The sequence below is a fragment of the Enterococcus hulanensis genome (assembly GCF_005405485.1).
GTDB classification, from domain to species: Bacteria; Bacillota; Bacilli; order Lactobacillales; family Enterococcaceae; genus Enterococcus_A; species Enterococcus_A hulanensis.
In genome coordinates, this window is sequence record NZ_BJED01000021.1 from 23,463 (window position 1) to 40,523 (window position 17,061).

A 17,061-nucleotide genomic window follows, 5' to 3' on the forward strand; every position below is an offset into this window, starting at 1 on the left:
TCCTCCCACTAAAACCGTGTGTACAAAGACACACTTTGGTATCATAGCAGATTATTTAGCCTAATGCAAGACAGTATTCTTAATGTTGAAATTTTTTGACAATAATAAAACGCTTCACAATCTCTTTAACTACTATGAGAATAACAAAATAAATTATTAATCTTACTATTTTCAGAAAGCGTATATGTTACACTATGGTCGACTTGATGAGGATTTTCATCGGATAAATTGGGGAGGTTTAAAATAATGGAAGTATTAAAATATCGAAGTGTTTTTGACATTATTGGTCCGGTAATGGTGGGCCCAAGCAGTTCACACACAGCTGGTGCTGCACGAATCGGAAAAGTTTGCCGCATGATCTTTGGGGAACGGCCTGATTCAGTAGAGTTTGATTTGTACGAATCATTTGCCAAAACATATCGCGGCCATGGAACGGATATTGCTTTAGTTGGCGGTATTTTAGGGATGGAACCAGATGATCCACGTTTATCCGATTCATTGAAAATTGCTCACGAACAAGGCATGGAAGTTCTCTTTGTGCCGAAAAAAGAGATCGCAGATCATCCAAACACTGTCACCTTACGCATGATCAAAGGCGACTTAGAAATGTCTATCACCGGCGTATCAATCGGCGGTGGAAATATCCAAATTACCGAGATGAATGGGTACAGCATTTCACTTGGTATGGGAAATCCAACATATATCATTATTAATAAAGACGTTCCTGGTCTGCTTTCGCGTGTTTCTACTATCTTTATGAAGCACGGTCTGAATATCGGCAAAGTAACCATGACTCGCAAAACCAGAGGTGAAAATGGGATCGTTCTTTTAGAAATCGATGATACACCAGATGATCCAGAAGGTTTAAGGCAAGAAATCAAACGTGAAGATGATGTCTTGAGCGTTACGTATTTTAAATAGCTCACTAAAAGATAACCATCATTTTATAAAAATGATTGCATTGATATGTATTATTTAATGAGGAGGAATTGTCATGTTTTACTCGATCCAAGAGCTTGTGGAACAAGCAAAGGATTATCCAACTGTCGGTGAATTGATGATTGCAACTGAAATGGAGTTGACTGACCGTACACGTGAAGAAATCATTGCGTTGATGGAACGCAATTTAGAAGTAATGGAAAGCTCAATCGAAGAAGGCATTCAAGGGGTAACTTCTGTAACAAAAATCACCGGCGGAGATGCCAAGCGCATGAATGATTATATCGAAAGCGGTAAATTCATGAGCGGTGAAACGATTTTAAAAGCCGTTCGTAACGGGATCGCTGTTAATGAAGTCAACGCGAAAATGGGATTAGTCTGTGCTACTCCTACTGCTGGCAGTGCTGGTGTCTTACCAGGTGTCCTAATGGCAGCTCGCGAGAAATTAGAATTAAGCCATGAAGAACAAATCGACTTTCTGTTTACTGCTGGTGCTTTTGGTTTAGTTATGGCAAACAATGCTTCAATCTCTGGTGCAGAGGGCGGCTGCCAAGCCGAGGTTGGTTCTGCCAGTGCAATGTCAGCCGCAGCTTTAGTTTCCGCAAACGGCGGCACACCAGAAATGGCCGCAAATGCTTTAGCGATTACTTTAAAAAATGTTATGGGACTGATTTGTGACCCTGTTGCTGGTCTGGTGGAAGTTCCTTGTGTGAAGCGTAACGCGATGGGCGCGTCTCAAGCATTTATTTCTGCGGACATGGCCTTAGCTGGGATTCGCAGTGTTATCCCGCCTGATGAAGTCGTGGAAGCAATGTACAAAGTCGGCCGCGCAATGCCGCAAATCTTCAAAGAAACTGCTGAAGGCGGTGTAGCTACTACACCAACTGGATTACGGTTACAACGCCAAGTCTTTGGCAAACCTGAAAAAGCAACTGTTTAAGCATGCTAAAAAGCAGCTGATTTTCGATCAGCTGCTTTTTACTATTTCATCAAGCCTTCGTGGATCTTATCAAGATTCCACTTCATCATTTTATAGTAACTATCCCCCGACTCGCCCTTTTTAGCTAACGAATCTGTATAAAGATCACTATAAATCGGTAAATCGACTTCTTTTGATAGACGTTCCATACTGCGTTTATCGACACTCGTTTCTACAAACAGCGAAGGAACCTTAGAATCTCGTACCTTCTCAACAATCTGCTTCATTTGATCCGGTGTTCCCTGACTTTCTGTATTGATCTCCCAGATATAAGCTGCCGTTAAATCATAAGCTTTAGAAAAATATTTAAAGGCTCCTTCACTAGTAACCAACAATTTTTTTTCACTTGGAATATCCGCGAATTCTTCTTTTGCGGATTTATCCAACTCTTCCAGCTTTTTGATATAGGCTTCTGCATTTTTCTTGTACTCAGCCTGATTGTCTGGATCTTTTTTACTTAAAACTGATTGAATCTGCTTAACATATAGAATACCGTTAGAAATATCCAGCCAAGCATGAGGGTCCTCTTGCTTGCTATTGCTAGTCAAATGAATAGGTTCAACCTCTTTACTCACCGCAAAATAATCTTTGTCTTCTTTTTTATTTGCTGTCTCCATTAATTTATTAAACCAGCCGTTCCCAGTTTCTAAATTCAAGCCATTATAGAAAACAACATCTGCTGCGCTAGCTTTCTTAGTATCTTCGGGCAACGGTTCATATTCATGGGGATCCGTCCCAACTGGAACAATACTATGGACACTCACCTTATTTTTTCCGACTTCTTTGACCATATCTGCAATGATAGAGTTAGTCGCGACCACCGCTAGTTTCTTTGAATCATTAGTAGTTGAACTCTCGTTGGTTTTTGTTCCACATCCAGCCAGAATTAATATACTAATAATTCCAGCAAAAATAATTTTTTTATGCTTCATACATTCGCTCCTTTCTTAATTGTTGAATCAATCCTTTGCTTGGAGAAAACAGAAAAGCCGCAATAAAAAACACTGCTGCCGTCATTACAATTGTCGCCCCCGAAGGAAGATTATAACTGTAACTGAAATACAACCCGATGATCGCACTTAAAACACCGAATAATGTTGACAAGCCCACCATTAATGAAAGCTTATTGGTTAACTGATAAGCAGTAGCCGCAGGTGTGATCAACATGGCGATAACTAAAATCGTCCCAACTGTTTGTAACGATGTCACTGCGACTAATGTCAGCAGAAACATCAGACCGTAATTGATCAAACTGATATTCCAACCATATGACTGCGCCATTGTGGGAGCAAAGGATGTTAATTTTAGTTGTTTGTAAAAAAGCAAAACAGCTAACAAAACAATCACCATTACGATCGCTGTTAGGTACATATCTGAATCTCGAACAGCTAGAACATTTCCAAAGAGAATATGGTAAAGATCCGTGGCGCTCCGAGCAAAAGAAATCAAGATAATCCCTAATGCAAAGAAGGAACTAAACACGATCCCGATTGCTGTATCGTTTTTGAGTCGACTATGTTTGCCAACAAATCCGATCAGCGCTGCAGAAAAGATTCCGAAAAAAGTTGCCCCGATAATGTAACTGCTGCCTAACATATAAGAGATCGCTACTCCCGGTAGGACTGCATGAGAGATGGCATCTCCCATCAATGACATTCCGCGTAAAATGATAAATGAACCAATAACTCCAGCCGATATTCCTACCATAATCGAAGTGATCAGAGCATTTTGTAAAAATTGATAATCAACCAATCCTTGAAAAAAATCATGTAGCAAAGTCGACACCTCCTACTCTCATTGTTTGTGCGATTTCGCTGCCATACGTTTTCTCCATATTTTTCGTCGTATACGTTTGAGCAACTGGTCCTGAAGCAATCAAGCCTTTGTTCAACAAGATCACTTCATCAAAATAATCAGTGACTTTATGAAGATCATGGTGAACGATCACGATAGACTTTCCTTCATCTCGCAATTCCTTTAACAGATCAATAATAATTTTTTCGCTGGTTGCATCGATTCCGGCGAAAGGTTCGTCCAATAAAATCCACTCTGCTTGCTGTGCTAATGCGCGTGCGATGAACACACGTTGCAGTTGACCGCCAGACAGTTCGCTAATTTGTCGACCTGAAAACTCCGATAGACCCACTTTTTCTAAGCATTCTGCCGCGAGCTTTTTCTCCTGCTTTCCTGGTCGTTGAAACATTCTCAAATGCGGATATGTCCCAAACAACACAACGCCGAGCACATCTATAGGAAAACTCAAATCAATATCCTGCCGTTGTTCGACGTAAGCGATTTTCTGCCGTTGCTTATTAATCGGCTCTTCACCATAAAAAATTTTTCCTGATTGTGTTTTTATTAATTGCAGAATCCCTTTCATCAAGGTGGACTTACCAGCACCGTTAGGACCAACGATACCAGTCAATTTCCCAGCGGATAGTTCCAAATTCACATGCTGTAATGCAATTTTTCCGCGATACGCAACTGATAAATTTTCTACACGAATCGTTTCCACAGCTATCCCTCTTTTCTATTTTAGGCTGCCCTAAATTACAAGTTAATAATAAACTAAAAAGAAAGCGTACGCAAGAAAAATGAGAAAAAAGCTTCACCAAGAAAAATATCTTCTTGGTGAAGCTTCTATTAGCTAAATATTTAGTCGTTTAATCTCGTGTTCTTAACTTCATCAATATTTTTTGTCCCTGCAAGTTGCATTGTAATGGAAAGTTCTTTGTTCAAATGATCAAAGACTGATTTCACACCTTCAGCACCACCAAGGTTCAAGCCATAAATAACTGGACGTCCGATTGCCACTAAGTCAGCGCCACTAGCTAAAGCTTTGAAAACATGTTCACCACGGCGAACACCGCTGTCAAAAACAATCGGTACACGTTTATTTACAACGCCGGCAATTAATGGCAAGACATCAAAGGATGCAGGTCCGCCATCTAGTTGACGACCACCATGATTTGAAATCCAGATACCATCTGCGCCTGCTGCAATCGCTACTTCGGCATCTTCAGGTGATTGAATTCCTTTGACAAAGACGGGTAAATTAGTTAAATCCTTGATTTTCTTGATATCTTCAGGGACTAAACCTTGTTTAGCCGCTGCGTAGATTTCTGCGATCCCTTTTCCTTCACCATCACCGCTGGCGCTTTTGGCACTGTAGGCTGCTAGGTTGGGCATTGGTAATGGAAATTGGAACTTATTAATGATATCTTCTTCTCGATAACCGCCAAGTGTTGAGTCAGCAGTCAGGATAATTGCCTTTGCTCCCGCTTTGACCGCCTTTTCTAAAATAAATTCATTAAATCCATCATCTTTACTCATATATAATTGGAAAAATTGAGGGGCATCGGGTGCCGCTGCGGCAGCATCTTCGATTGTTGTATTGGCATATGTGCTGATCGAAAAGATTGAACCAGCCGCTGCAACTCCTTTAGCCGTGTCAGCTTCACCTTTTTCATGAGCTAAACCTTGTGCTGCTGATGGTGCTTGGATGATCGGTGTAGCCAAGTCGATATCCCATAACTTTGTGCTTAAATCAGCGTGATCTATTCCACGTAATACACGAGGCATGATCGTTTTATTATTAAATGAAGAAGTGTTTTCCTTCATTGTCCATTCGTCCTCAGAGCCGCCGCGAATATAACCAAACGCACCTTTGTCCATGTGTTCTTTTACACGGCCTTCTAGTGAAGCGATATTTACGATTTCGATCGGATGTTCTTCGTTGCTTGCTTGATATGTCATAATAAAGCCTTCTTTCTTTTGAATACAAGAGTATATTAATACTCTTACAAAAAGTAAGCAAGGGAATCGTCTTCTCTTTCAGCCTAAAATTCCCTTCTTAGAGAAAAGAGCTTTAAAATTTTTTATTTCCACAAAAAGTTTGCAACAGCCTTATCTACCGCAGGATTTTCGTGTAATTGGCTGTGCTGAGCATTTGATCCGGTGAAAATTTGGTAATCGATCGGATTGCCATGAGTCTTCAATAATGAATAGGCCGCCAAGGCACTGGACAGCGGCACTGTTCCGTCTGTCATATCATTCTCATTCAATTTTCCTGCCAATAATAATACCGGTAATTTATTTGGCACATTGTTAATGCCATTACTGTAATCGACATAACGGCTCGCTTGCGTATTTGGACTGTTTTGCAGCAAATCGTCGATTGATTGATTATTCGCAGTATCATCGAAATCGTTAAATGGCGCGCCAATGGCAATAAAACTTTTAATTGCGGACGCATCATTGGGTTGCCCATATGTCGTCAAATAGCGTAACGAGCTGACGCCTCCCATTGAATGACCGACTAAATTCACTTGGTCCACACCTTGCTGCTTCAAATATTTCAAGACGTTATAGATCCATTCCGTCTGATTCCATTCATTGTCTTTGTTGGCAGCAAATAGCACTTGGATGCTGGGATTATCTTTTTCTTTGCTTAATTGGCCATCCACATTCAATGTGCCGTCTGCTTGGACAGTAATCAGCATTTCTTTTTTCGTTTTTCCTTCATTGGACAATCGTTGAATCATCCCGCCAAAAGAATTAATCGTGCCGCCATACCCATGAATAAAAACTGTTGGTACTGCACTTTTAGTTGAAACACTTTTTTCTTTTGATGTTGCTGTTGTTTGAGACTTTTCTGTTTTGTCTGTTTGCTTTGTTTCGCCTGAACTGCAACCTGCAAGGGCGAAAATCACCCCGATAGCCAATAAACTTAAGCATATTTTTTTCATGCCTTACAACCTCATTTCTATTTTTATAAAAAAATCAACAATAGTCATTTTGCTTTTATATCCTCTACTATAGGCACATAGGAGCGTCAACTCAACCTAAAGGAGATTAAATATTGAAAGTTTAGACACTCATTCCTATTACTATTTTGAAATACCTTCAATAGACAAAAAGAAAAACCGAGACAAATCGTCTCGGCTTGAACAGCTAATTAAATTTTATCGATTTGATCAAAGTCTAATTCAGTACTTGTTTCACGACCGAACATATCAATATTAGCTTTGATTTTGTCACGTTCTTCGTCGATTTCAGTGATAACACCTTCAAGTCCTGCAAAAGCACCTTCGATGATTTTTACTGTTTCGCCCACTTCAATTTCTAAGTCGTGTTGGCGAGTACTCATACCTAAAGAGCGTAAGATGTGGTTGATTTCCTCTGGCATCAATGGCGCTGGTTTGCTTCCGGCACCGTGTGAACCAACGAAGCCAGTTACACCTGGTGTATTACGAACAACATACCAAGAATCATCCGTCATGACCATTTCTACTAACACATACCCAGGGAAAGTCTTGTGGACGATTTCTTTTTCTTTACCGCCCTTAACTTCTGTTTCAGTTTCTTCCGGGACAACTACACGGAAAATATAGTCTTCCATCCGCATACTTTGTGCACGTGATTCTATGTTTGCTTTTACTTTGTTCTCATAGCCGGAATAGGTATGCAGCACATACCATTGTTTTTCAAAAGATTCCATTTTCGCCATCGGCTCCTCGTTCTAAAATAAAAAAACCTCAGTAGTACCAAGGCTTTTTCTCTCAAATAGTATAACATGCTTTTTTTGAATTGGCTACTAACGAATGATCAAATTGATCAATGCTTGAATCGCTGTATCCATGATGAAAAACATCAAAGCAAAAATGATTGCTGTTTCGATTACGACCAGCGAGTCATGGCGCAATTGTTTTTTTGAAGGCCATGAAACAAGTTTCATTTCTTCTCTGACACTGCGTAAAAAGTTCAACTGAATATCCCCCTAGTTTGTTAATTATTTTGTTTCTTTATGTATCGTGTACTGATTGCAATGTTTGCAAAACTTATTAATCTCTAAACGCTCGCCGCGTTTGCCTTCACTCACTGATTTCGTGTAGTTTCTAGAACCACAGACAGTGCAGGCCAGAGCCGCTTTTTTTGTTGCCATAGCGATCTACTCCTAATTCCTTTTGATATAATCATCCTTCTAAAGAAAAATGATTTGATTGTCGTTGCATAAAACTTCGGCAGTAACCAAACCATTAAAAAATCGATTGGCAACCTCAGAAAGTCACAGACTAACATTATCATCTATCCTTTTTCCTGTCAATCTTTCCTTGCAGCTGTAATTCTTTCTTTAGCACTCGTAAAGTCTATTTGAATTGTTTCTAAAATGAATTTCTTTATCTAGGAGAATATGATAATATGATGAAAGAATGAATAGCTTTATTGGAGGGTTATTGGATGTTATTAAAAAGTCTCGTTTATCCCAAAGAGAATTTGACGACGATCAATGAATCGACGACATTGCAAGAGGCGTTGGACATTTTAGAAGGCACGGGCTTTCGTTGTGTTCCGATCCTTGATGAAAGTGATCAGATTTTCCGAGGCAATATCTACAAAATGCACATTTACCGGCACAAAGCAAATGGCGGCGATATGGATCTGCCAGTTACTCATTTGCTAAAAAATGCAACGAAATTCATTTCATTAGACACTTCATTTTTTAAAATCTTTTTTACGATTAAAGAATTACCATACATCACTGTTTTAGATGAGGATCACCATTTTTATGGTATCTTAACCCACAGTACTTTATTAAATATGTTATCTCAATCTTGGAATATCCAAACTGGCAGCTATGTGATAACCGTTGTTTCTACTGGAAAACGCGGTGACTTAGCCGTTATGTCGAAGATCATTTCTAAATTCACCCCGATCGCAAGCTGCATCACCTTAGATGTCGGCCAAGATTTCAAAGGACGTCGGACCCTGTTCACTTTGCCTGCTGGCGTGGATGAAAATAAATTGAATCAAATCATCGATTATCTTGAGCGTAAACATTTTGAGATTCAAGAAGTAGAATCTTTATCGATGCAAGACTAATTTCTCAAGCAAAATGGCGATCCTAGAAAACTAGGACCGCCATTTTTTTATATTTGTTTTGCGAAATGCAATCGTTCATTTAAATAATACATGATTGGTGCTGAGATCGTCATAATGATTGCTTCACTCAATGCCGTCCAGCCATAAGTCGGCCAAAAAGGCAGTTGTGCTGTTAAATTCAGCATCAGCGCAATCAGAAACATACTTGCACTAAAGAAAACCACATTCAAGGCTAACCGAACCTTCGTATTCTTAACAATATTTTGTAAAACTGCCGTTAAGGATAATGCTAAGAGTGTCTGGCCTCCACCGAAAATGACATCTAGCCAACCCATGCCGAAGATCGCATTATATACAACGACTCCGCCAAAGATCCCCCATAGATATTTTCGATTAAATACGACCAAGTGATTCAAACTTTCTGAGATACGAAATTGGATCGCCCCTGAAGCCACCGGCGAAACTAAAATCGTCAGAGCCAAATAAAGCGCCATAATGATTCCGTTAGTCACCATGACATTGACTCGCTTTCTTTCTACCATATTCATAATTTTCCTTCTTTCTCCGAGTTTTTTTAAAGCGGGATGGTTGATGAACCGCTGTAAACCTTTTACAGCATACGTTTTTTCAGAATGTAAGTCAACTCCGGCTCTTTTTTGAAGTCTTCTAAAATTGAAATTTTTAAACCTCTAATGATACAATCAATTTGTAAGCAATTCTTTTAGCCAAAGAAAGGTGTTAACCATGATAGGTATCGACAATGAGTTGGAGCAATTGTATATACGAGCACAACATGATGGTGAAGCTGTCATCAAAGACCGTTGGACTTCTGGAAATTATGGCTGTTGCAGCACGCAGGCGCCACTAGTAGAAAAATATAAAATTGAAATTAATGAGAACAATTCCTTGTTTTACATTTGGGGAACCTTAGTCGTTACAACGAATCAGACAACTAAAACAACTACTGTAAACAATGAGTATCAGGCTTCAAATTACGACAAAAAAGTTATCGATTGGTTTATCCAGAAATCAAAAAAAGCATAACTCTTCCATGGTAACTCCTCCCTCTTCATATTGAAGGGGGATTTTTTCATTAGCGCGATTCGAAAAAATTTGATTCAATTTTCTACAGTTCCTTTCATTACTCTGTTATAATCAGTCTTTGAAAGGATCGAGGACATGAATTTTCATTATCATATTTTAATCAATCCCGCAGCCGGCAGCGGCAACGCGGCGAAAGCAGCAGAAAAAATCATCCAGTTACTTGATGACGGTGATTATACATACACTCCTTATTACACCGAGCAGCCTGGTGACGAAAGAGAGATCGTAGGGCGTCTAGTAGACTTACTCAGCCCTTGGTCAGAAACTTGCGAAAAGGACCATGTCGATAATTCGTTTCACCTGTTGGTAGTGATTGGCGGCGATGGAACGTTACACGAAGTTGTGAATCAAATTTATGCTTTGGATTATCAACTTCCGGTCAGCTATATCCCTGCTGGATCAGGAAATGATTTTGCCCGCGGCATTGGTCTGTCTCGTGAGCCAGAAAAAGCGTTTGAGCAAATCACCTCTGCATTGAAACCACAACCGATCAATGTTTTTCACTATGAGGAAAAAATCCGTGAAGAGCAAGGCGTCATTTTAAACAATGTCGGGATTGGTTTGGACGCACTGATCGTTGCTACAACAAATGCATCTACCTCAAAAAAAGTGTTGAATAAGTATCATTTAGGTTCAGCATCTTACGCAATATATTTGGTGAAGGCTATTTTTACTCAAAAAACTTTTCCAATTCTTGTTGAGCTAAATGGTCAAACATTGAGTTTTGAACGAACTTTCTTATGTACTACTACAAATATTCCTTATTTTGGCGGCGGCGTAGCAATTGCTCCAATGGCTGATCCGAAAAAAGATACGATTGATCTCGTCGTTGTAGAAAAACCAAATCTACCAGCCATCTTGCGTTTTCTAATCCAGCTTTTGCGAAAGAAACATACCGATAATAAACATTACAAGCATTTTACCAGCAGTAAAATACGGATCGTCTCCGTTGTCCCGCAGCATGGTCAAGCCGATGGTGAAAACATGGGAGAAAGATCTTTTGATATGAATTTCTCAACCGCTACACAATACATCTGGTATGCAGACAAAAGGACTGAAAAATAAATCCGCGGATTTATTTTTCAGTCCTTTTTTATTGTTACATAAACATTGCCGGTGTGATATTCTCCATGCCGATCATAGGATCAATCGTTTGCCCAGCAACCAATTTTGGCGTCAAAATAGTTGGTTCGTTCATCGCTGGTTTTTGTTTGTCTTCTGCGGCTTTAAAAGGTTCTACCTTTGGCGGTACCGGTACAACTTCTGTCCCCCTGGTGATTCGCTCGATTAAGGTCGTTTTGCGAACCGCTGATTCACGATTTACGCAAGCCTGAAAAGCTTCTTCCTCACCTAATAAAATCAGCAGCTCTCTGCTACGTGTCACAGCTGTATATAAAAGGTTCCGCTGAAGCATCCGAGAATACTGCTTGACCATCGGCAGGAGCACCATTTTAAACTCGCTTCCTTGCGCTTTATGGATCGAACAACAATAAGAAAGTTTGATCTTATTCCATTCCGAACGCTTATAACTGACCTCGTTGCTGTCAAACTGGATCACCAGTTCATCCACTTTATCTTCCGATTCTTTCGCAGGAATGATCCCAACAATCATTCCCATATCTCCATTGAAAACATTTAGTTCCGGATTATTGACTAATTGTAGAACTTTATCCCCAATACGATACACAACATCGTTCCACTGAACTTCTTTTTTCCGTCCATCGTTGGGATTAAAAATTTCCTGCATCATTTTATTGATGGCATCGATTCCGGCTGGACCACGATACATCGGTGCTAAAACTTGAACATCTTGAGCAGTGTAGCCTTTTTTCTTCGCCCGTTCCACAATCTGCTTCACGACTTCTTCCATTTGAAAAGCATGACAGGCAATAAATGAGCGATCCTGCTGATTCTTTCGAAAATCCTGCGGCAGTTTTCCGTCTTTGATTTCATGTGCTAACGGAATGATTGACGAACCATCGCCCTGACGATAAATATCGGTCAGCTCCATCTTTGGAATATCTTCGATTTGCAATAGATCATGAAAAACCTGCCCCGGTCCAACCGATGGCAATTGATCTTTATCCCCGACAAAAATCACCTGCATATTATTAGGAATCGCTTTTAGTAAGGTATTAGCCAACCAAGTATCCACCATGGACATCTCGTCAACGATCAATAAACCGCCATCTAATTCTTTCGCTTCGATATCTGGAGTGTCATCATTGGCATTCAATCCTAGTAATCGATGGATCGTGCTGGCAGGCAAATCGGTCGTCTCGTTCATCCGTTTTGCTGCCCGACCAGTTGGTGCTGCTAATAAAATGGGAAAAACCGCGTTCGTATACTCTTTTGGATCTAAAGACAAATCATTCAGCTCTGCGAATAATTTGACGATTCCATTAATGACAGTCGTCTTCCCCGTACCAGGTCCGCCAGTCAAAATAAATAAAGGCGAACGAATTGCCTCTTTGATTGCTTGATCTTGCGAATCGCCATATGTGATCTTCAATTGTTTCTCGATAATTCGCAGTTTTTTATCAATCGTTTCTTGCGGATAGTTGATCTCTTTTTTACGAGCCAGTAATCGTTCGATCGAAGAAGCGATCCCCCACTCACTATAAAACAATGTATTCTCATAGATTTTTGTCGCTTCTTGCTGAATTTTTTCCTCTTCAACTAATTGAATGATCATATTGGCGATTTGATCGGGAGCAATTTCAACAGGCCGCGTCGTTTCTAAAAGCTGCAAGACTTCTGTCAACAATTGTTGAGCTTCCACATAAGTGTCGCCGCTCTGATTCGCATCCTCATTAACTTGATGAAAGATCGCTGCTCGAATCCGCTGCGGACTGTCCGCGGCAATCCCCAGTTGTTCAGCTAAGCTATCCGCCTTTTTAAAGCCAATACCTTCAATATCTTCTACCAGCTGGTAAGGATTTTCCGCGATTACTTCCAATGCTTCATTTCGATAGGTTTGAAAAATCGCAAACGAAAGTTGACTTCCAAAACCATAACGACTCAAGCCGACGATGATTTGCTCCATCCCATGATTTTGTCGAATCGTCTCGACAATTACCTTCTGCTTTTTCACGTTTAGATTTGGAACCTTTGCCAATACCGCAGGATTTTCCATAATCTGATCGATGGCTTCCTCACCTAGAACTTCAATTATTTTCTCGGCAGTTATCTTTCCAATCCCGGGAAACTTTTCACTAGAAAGGTAATTAATCAAACCGTTTGCCGAAGTTGGATGCGCCTGTTCATAGCTTTCCACTAAAAATTGTTTGCCGTAGCGAGGGTGATCGACAAAATGTCCGAAGAAGCGATAGTCTTCATCTTCTTGCATATCGCCAAAACTTCCCGTAACAACAATCTCCTGTTCCAGATAATCACTATTTGTATCCGTGACCTTGATCAGTAAGACTTTATAAAAATTGCTGGGATTTTGAAAAAAGATTACTTTTAATGTTCCCACGATGTATAACTGTTCTTCCGACATTTCGCTCCTCCTTTCGATTAGAGTAATGAATCTGGCTTTGATCCTGTACCTTCTAGAAAACTAACATCATTCCATTGAATCATTCGATACGGTGGTTTGTTGCTGTCTGCCTCTAAGATCGTCAAGCTATTGTTAAATAAACCGCCCATTTCTCTTAACTCACTCAAGGGTTTTCCTGTTAAGGCTTGGATGGCTGCTGTTAAGGCCGCCCCATGACCGACAAAAAGAAGCGGACCTTCTTTAGCTTCAGCCACTGCCTTTTCAACTAAATCATTGATTCGTTTCAGCATATCTTCGATCTTCTCTCCTTCAAATGGAGTTGGATCATATAATTCTAAATGATGGCGTAAATTAACCATGTCTTTGGGATAACGTTCTTGAATTACAGGAATTAACTGTCCTTCTAAAGTTCCTAAGCCAAGTTCTCGCAAGTCTTCTGAACGAATTATTTCAGTTGGGTGAGTTAATTGCTTATTGATACCTTCCGCCGTTAAGTAAGCACGCTTCAATGTACTGGTATAAATTTTTTCAAATGGAACATCTTTCAATTCTTTTCCTAGTGCTTTGATTGCTTCTAAACTTTCAGGCAGTAAAGGAGAATCTCCCATCATCCCTTGGAAACGTTTCTCTTGATTCCACCGAGTTTTTCCGTGACGAGTAAAATAAAGTTTCATAAAAATCCCTTTCCAACTACTTATTATCTAGTCTAACTTATCGTGTTCGTAGTGATGCGTCAATTCCAAATTAGGAAAATTTTGTTGGCGCAATGCTTCATACACAACTAAAGCGACCGTGTTAGAAAGATTCAACGAACGAACATGTTCGTCGTTCATTGGGATACGCAAACATTTTTCCTCATTTTCCCGCATAAATTCTTCTGGCAAGCCCGTTGTTTCTTTTCCAAACATAAAGAAATGGTCCGCACCATCTGTATAATCAATCTCAGAATACGTAGCATTAGCAAATTTTGTGATCAAATGTAATGGCTGATCGCCCAAATAATCTAAAAATGCAGCCAAATTTTCATGGTATGTGATATTCACATCATTCCAGTAATCTAAGCCTGCTCGCTTCAAATGCTTATCATCAGTAGAAAAACCTAAGGGCTTAATCAAATGCAGTGGTGAATTGGTTGCCGCACACGTTCGCGCAATATTACCCGTGTTCGCCGGAATTTGCGGTTCAAATAATACGATATGGTTTGTCATGATAGTTTCCCCTCGTTCTTATCTCAATATATATTTTTTAACAAAAAAAAAACGTACCAACTCGGTGTCAAGCACGGCGAGTCGCTACGTTAGTGAAGCACTTTTCACTAACTTTTATCAGAACAGGAACCTGATAAAAACCAATGAAAAACAACTTGTTTGTACTATAACATCACGAAGTCACAAATGCAACCTTCTCTTTTCAGTAATTTGAATGAAAACGATTTCTCTAATGACCTTTTAATATTTCGATATCAATAGTTATTTTCCTCAGAGGATTCTCAGCTAACTTCTTCTTTATATCCGCTGAGACCTTCCATTCCAATGGTGACATCTCCAAAAGATCTAAACGATTTTCTGCTGGTATTTCAAACTCATACGTCACTCGCTCGCGATGATCGAGTGTAAGCTCCTTCGTGAAACGTTGAATAACTGCCTCATTCGAATAAGCCTCACCATCAGGATGATAGACTGCTCGTAATTCTTGCAGATAGCCCGATTGAGGAACAATTTTGATTACACAGCCATCTGGCTTCAACACACGCTTGAATTCACGATACTGTGAAGGCGAAAAAATGTTTAGAATCGTATCAAAAGAATCATCAGCAAAAGGCAGGTTCGTCAAATCAGCGACACACCAAAAGGCTTCGATCGGCTGATTACTCGCCAGATAGATTCCTTCCTTAGCAATATCAAAACCAATTGATACAGGATTTTCTTTTAGCTGACTTACCTGCTGCAAAAAGCTTCCTTCTCCGCAACCAACATCCAAAAGGTTCCCCGTGTGCATCAATTGTGAAATTTTTTCTATTACCGGCTGATACATCCCAGAGCGGATCATTCTTCCTCGCGGTTCAAACATCTCATTATCATATTCCGTTTTGATTTGATGATCTAAAAAGTAAAGTGTTCCTTTTTTCGCTAGATCAAAGCGATGTCCATTCACACAGGTCAAACTTTTATCTTGCAGTGTCATTTCTCGGTGACATTTTGGACAACGAAACAACTTATGCTGCTCGGCCAAAAATAAAGCTCCCCGATCAATTTTTTTAAGCATCTTTCCACTCCTTTTCGCTAATCTATCATAGCATAGTTCTTCTATTCCTACTATCGTTGAGATGTGCTAAACTATACGCGAGATGTCACTTCATCAGGACGAATATTACTGTATCCGGTGAAATCGTTATGCTGATAAAGAAACCGCATCTTAGACTTTTTTTCAAACATTAGGACAAAATTGGAGGATACAATCTTGATTAAAGAATTTTGCGCAGAAAATTATACCGACATCCCAAAAGCAATCCAAGCAGGTGCTGGTCGGATCGAACTATGTGATAACTTAGCTGCTGGCGGAACAACCCCTAGTATAGGTGTGATCGAAGAAGCTTTGGCTTACGCCGGTGAAAAACATGTACCGATTATGACAATGATTCGTCCACGAGGCGGAAATTTTGTTTACAACGATATTGAATTAAAGATCATGGAGAATGATTTGATCCATGCGAAAAATGCTGGAACTGATGGTGTGGTCTTTGGTTGTTTGACCGAAAACAACGAAGTAGATGAAGAAGCCATAGAAATGTTAGTCGGCAACAGTGAAGGCTTACTGACGACTTTTCATATGGCCTTTGATGAACTCTCGAAAGAAGAGCAGTTCAAAACAATTGATTGGTTCGTAAAATTAGGAATTGATCGGATCTTGACCCATGGTGGTCCTTTATCGACCTCCATCGAAGAAAATCTGCCTCATCTAAAAGAATTGATCGATTACGCAGCTGGTCGGATCATCATCTTGCCTGGCGGCGGAATCAATGCAGAAAATGCAGAAAGAATAGCTGAGCGTTTAGGCGTCACCGAAGTTCATGGCACAAAAGTTGTTCAATTTTAACCATCGTTACTTCTTCGACTGTCTCATTCGCCGCTATCTCAGCCTAGACAAAAAAAGAAAATGATTCGCGATCACTGCGAATCATTTTCTTTTTTCTTTGATGAAGGTTTTTATTTTGAACAGCCATCTGTTTTCCTTTAATCGCAAGCGCACTGGATACCGCCCGGTCTTATAATCCTTAATCTGACGAAGTCGATCAGGAAAAACATTCAGTGGCAAATTTTGGAGATCAAAAAAATTGAACGCCACATACTCATGCGATTCCATCTTACTTTGCGAAACCGTTTCTTGGACCTTATAGACGTACGTGATCTCTTCATCATGATACTCTTTTGTATAAATTCCTATTAGATCCTCTACTTTACTGTCGAAAGAAAGCAGCTCTTTGATCAGACGCTGCATTCCATCTCGTTCATTCTCATTTGGGAGGAGTTCTCCTCCAGGCAAATCCCATACAGGCATTCCCTGCCGCCGGACTAAAAGAATCAGTCCATTGCGGATAATAACGGCATAAGCTTTTTTCAAAATTTTCTCACTACTTTCAGCGTATGTCTTTTAA

General features: G+C 40.0%; 20 protein-coding genes. 6 read left to right on the plus strand and 14 right to left on the minus strand.

What is annotated here, in order from left to right:
• The first annotated feature begins 246 nt into the window (after nucleotides 1-246).
• On the plus strand, nucleotides 247-921 hold the full coding sequence (gene sdaAB / locus FFR60_RS19090; RefSeq protein WP_088932073.1) for an L-serine ammonia-lyase, iron-sulfur-dependent subunit beta: 675 nt from the start codon (nucleotides 247-249) through the stop codon (nucleotides 919-921).
• A gap of 73 nt (nucleotides 922-994) precedes the next feature.
• Nucleotides 995-1,879: an L-serine ammonia-lyase, iron-sulfur-dependent, subunit alpha gene (gene sdaAA / locus FFR60_RS19095; RefSeq protein ID WP_137665378.1), complete on the plus strand. Its 885-nt coding sequence runs from the start codon at nucleotides 995-997 to the stop codon at nucleotides 1,877-1,879.
• 41 nt (nucleotides 1,880-1,920) lie between these two features.
• Here the strand turns inward: sdaAA and efaA are convergent, their stop codons facing one another.
• The 8 genes from efaA to rpmG all read right to left on the minus strand — a co-directional run bounded on the left by efaA (nucleotide 1,921) and on the right by rpmG (nucleotide 7,862).
• Nucleotides 1,921-2,850 carry an Mn/Fe ABC transporter substrate-binding lipoprotein EfaA gene (efaA, locus tag FFR60_RS19100; protein WP_137665379.1) on the minus strand — a complete coding sequence of 310 codons (930 nt, stop codon included), beginning with the start codon at nucleotides 2,848-2,850 and terminating at the stop codon, nucleotides 1,921-1,923.
• Nucleotides 2,840-3,694 carry a metal ABC transporter permease gene (locus FFR60_RS19105; RefSeq protein WP_088932070.1) on the minus strand — a complete coding sequence of 285 codons (855 nt, stop codon included), beginning with the start codon at nucleotides 3,692-3,694 and terminating at the stop codon, nucleotides 2,840-2,842. The genes efaA and FFR60_RS19105 overlap by 11 nt, the downstream gene beginning before the upstream one ends.
• A complete protein-coding gene (locus FFR60_RS19110) occupies nucleotides 3,684-4,433 on the minus strand; it encodes a metal ABC transporter ATP-binding protein (protein WP_137665380.1) in 750 nt (249 codons plus the stop codon). Before FFR60_RS19110 ends, FFR60_RS19105 begins: the two co-directional genes overlap by 11 nt.
• A 140-nt stretch (nucleotides 4,434-4,573) precedes the next feature.
• Complete coding sequence (locus FFR60_RS19115) at nucleotides 4,574-5,674, minus strand: lactate oxidase (protein WP_137665381.1); 1,101 nt, start codon at nucleotides 5,672-5,674, stop codon at nucleotides 4,574-4,576.
• A gap of 122 nt (nucleotides 5,675-5,796) precedes the next feature.
• Nucleotides 5,797-6,666 (minus strand): alpha/beta fold hydrolase, encoded by an 870-nt coding sequence (locus FFR60_RS19120; protein ID WP_137665382.1) that lies wholly within the window; start codon nucleotides 6,664-6,666, stop codon nucleotides 5,797-5,799.
• 209 nt (nucleotides 6,667-6,875) lie between these two features.
• On the minus strand, nucleotides 6,876-7,418 hold the full coding sequence (gene nusG / locus FFR60_RS19125; protein WP_088934600.1) for a transcription termination/antitermination protein NusG: 543 nt from the start codon (nucleotides 7,416-7,418) through the stop codon (nucleotides 6,876-6,878).
• A gap of 96 nt (nucleotides 7,419-7,514) precedes the next feature.
• Nucleotides 7,515-7,685: a preprotein translocase subunit SecE gene (gene secE, locus FFR60_RS19130; RefSeq protein ID WP_010746478.1), complete on the minus strand. Its 171-nt coding sequence runs from the start codon at nucleotides 7,683-7,685 to the stop codon at nucleotides 7,515-7,517.
• Nucleotides 7,686-7,709: 24 nt separating this feature from the next.
• Entirely contained in the window at nucleotides 7,710-7,862 is a 153-nt protein-coding gene (gene rpmG / locus FFR60_RS19135) for a 50S ribosomal protein L33 (protein WP_010739830.1), read from the minus strand.
• A 296-nt stretch (nucleotides 7,863-8,158) separates the two neighbouring features.
• On the opposite strand from rpmG, the gene cbpA reads away from it, so the two are divergent.
• Nucleotides 8,159-8,800 (plus strand): cyclic di-AMP binding protein CbpA, encoded by a 642-nt coding sequence (gene cbpA / locus FFR60_RS19140; protein ID WP_088932066.1) that lies wholly within the window; start codon nucleotides 8,159-8,161, stop codon nucleotides 8,798-8,800.
• A 47-nt stretch (nucleotides 8,801-8,847) separates the two neighbouring features.
• Here the strand turns inward: cbpA and FFR60_RS19145 are convergent, their stop codons facing one another.
• On the minus strand, nucleotides 8,848-9,351 hold the full coding sequence (locus FFR60_RS19145; RefSeq protein WP_371853789.1) for a QueT transporter family protein: 504 nt from the start codon (nucleotides 9,349-9,351) through the stop codon (nucleotides 8,848-8,850).
• Between the two features lie 193 nt (nucleotides 9,352-9,544).
• On the opposite strand from FFR60_RS19145, the gene FFR60_RS19150 reads away from it, so the two are divergent.
• Together FFR60_RS19150 and FFR60_RS19155 are read left to right on the plus strand one after the other, a co-directional pair.
• A complete protein-coding gene (locus FFR60_RS19150) occupies nucleotides 9,545-9,844 on the plus strand; it encodes a hypothetical protein (protein WP_137665383.1) in 300 nt (99 codons plus the stop codon).
• Nucleotides 9,845-9,979: 135 nt separating this feature from the next.
• The gene (locus FFR60_RS19155) at nucleotides 9,980-10,969 is read left to right on the plus strand and encodes a diacylglycerol/lipid kinase family protein (RefSeq protein ID WP_137665384.1); all 990 of its coding nucleotides are present in this window, start codon (nucleotides 9,980-9,982) and stop codon (nucleotides 10,967-10,969) included.
• A 34-nt stretch (nucleotides 10,970-11,003) separates the two neighbouring features.
• Here FFR60_RS19155 and recD2 read toward each other — a convergent pair whose 3' ends face one another.
• The 4 genes from recD2 to FFR60_RS19175 all read right to left on the minus strand — a co-directional run bounded on the left by recD2 (nucleotide 11,004) and on the right by FFR60_RS19175 (nucleotide 15,671).
• Nucleotides 11,004-13,406: an SF1B family DNA helicase RecD2 gene (recD2, locus tag FFR60_RS19160; protein ID WP_137665385.1), complete on the minus strand. Its 2,403-nt coding sequence runs from the start codon at nucleotides 13,404-13,406 to the stop codon at nucleotides 11,004-11,006.
• Nucleotides 13,407-13,423: 17 nt separating this feature from the next.
• A complete protein-coding gene (locus FFR60_RS19165) occupies nucleotides 13,424-14,080 on the minus strand; it encodes a histidine phosphatase family protein (RefSeq protein WP_137665386.1) in 657 nt (218 codons plus the stop codon).
• Nucleotides 14,081-14,107: 27 nt separating this feature from the next.
• Nucleotides 14,108-14,614, minus strand: a complete 507-nt coding sequence (gene trmL, locus FFR60_RS19170; RefSeq protein ID WP_137665387.1) for a tRNA (uridine(34)/cytosine(34)/5-carboxymethylaminomethyluridine(34)-2'-O)-methyltransferase TrmL — start codon at nucleotides 14,612-14,614, stop codon at nucleotides 14,108-14,110.
• 229 nt (nucleotides 14,615-14,843) lie between these two features.
• Nucleotides 14,844-15,671, minus strand: coding sequence for a methyltransferase domain-containing protein (locus FFR60_RS19175; protein ID WP_137665388.1), 828 nt, complete (start codon nucleotides 15,669-15,671; stop codon nucleotides 14,844-14,846).
• A 195-nt stretch (nucleotides 15,672-15,866) separates the two neighbouring features.
• Here FFR60_RS19175 and FFR60_RS19180 point away from each other — a divergent pair, with 195 nt between their 5' ends.
• Nucleotides 15,867-16,502: a copper homeostasis protein CutC gene (locus tag FFR60_RS19180; protein WP_137665389.1), complete on the plus strand. Its 636-nt coding sequence runs from the start codon at nucleotides 15,867-15,869 to the stop codon at nucleotides 16,500-16,502.
• Between the two features lie 81 nt (nucleotides 16,503-16,583).
• Here FFR60_RS19180 and FFR60_RS19185 read toward each other — a convergent pair whose 3' ends face one another.
• Entirely contained in the window at nucleotides 16,584-17,027 is a 444-nt protein-coding gene (locus FFR60_RS19185) for an NUDIX hydrolase (RefSeq protein WP_088932057.1), read from the minus strand.
• Between the last annotated feature and the right edge of the window lie 34 nt (nucleotides 17,028-17,061).

What these genes read in the sequence shown, in the direction of transcription:
- sdaAB (WP_088932073.1), top strand. Translation starts at nt 247, where the DNA reads ATGGAAGTATTAAAATATCGAAGTGTTTTTGACATTATTGGTCCGGTA.
- sdaAA (WP_137665378.1), top strand. Translation starts at nt 995, where the DNA reads ATGTTTTACTCGATCCAAGAGCTTGTGGAACAAGCAAAGGATTATCCA.
- efaA (WP_137665379.1), bottom strand. Translation starts at nt 2,850, where the DNA reads ATGAAGCATAAAAAAATTATTTTTGCTGGAATTATTAGTATATTAATT.
- FFR60_RS19115 (WP_137665381.1), bottom strand. Translation starts at nt 5,674, where the DNA reads ATGACATATCAAGCAAGCAACGAAGAACATCCGATCGAAATCGTAAAT.
- FFR60_RS19120 (WP_137665382.1), bottom strand. Translation starts at nt 6,666, where the DNA reads ATGAAAAAAATATGCTTAAGTTTATTGGCTATCGGGGTGATTTTCGCC.
- nusG (WP_088934600.1), bottom strand. Translation starts at nt 7,418, where the DNA reads ATGGAATCTTTTGAAAAACAATGGTATGTGCTGCATACCTATTCCGGC.
- rpmG (WP_010739830.1), bottom strand. Translation starts at nt 7,862, where the DNA reads ATGGCAACAAAAAAAGCGGCTCTGGCCTGCACTGTCTGTGGTTCTAGA.
- cbpA (WP_088932066.1), top strand. Translation starts at nt 8,159, where the DNA reads ATGTTATTAAAAAGTCTCGTTTATCCCAAAGAGAATTTGACGACGATC.
- FFR60_RS19150 (WP_137665383.1), top strand. Translation starts at nt 9,545, where the DNA reads ATGATAGGTATCGACAATGAGTTGGAGCAATTGTATATACGAGCACAA.
- FFR60_RS19155 (WP_137665384.1), top strand. Translation starts at nt 9,980, where the DNA reads ATGAATTTTCATTATCATATTTTAATCAATCCCGCAGCCGGCAGCGGC.
- recD2 (WP_137665385.1), bottom strand. Translation starts at nt 13,406, where the DNA reads ATGTCGGAAGAACAGTTATACATCGTGGGAACATTAAAAGTAATCTTT.
- FFR60_RS19165 (WP_137665386.1), bottom strand. Translation starts at nt 14,080, where the DNA reads ATGAAACTTTATTTTACTCGTCACGGAAAAACTCGGTGGAATCAAGAG.
- trmL (WP_137665387.1), bottom strand. Translation starts at nt 14,614, where the DNA reads ATGACAAACCATATCGTATTATTTGAACCGCAAATTCCGGCGAACACG.
- FFR60_RS19175 (WP_137665388.1), bottom strand. Translation starts at nt 15,671, where the DNA reads ATGCTTAAAAAAATTGATCGGGGAGCTTTATTTTTGGCCGAGCAGCAT.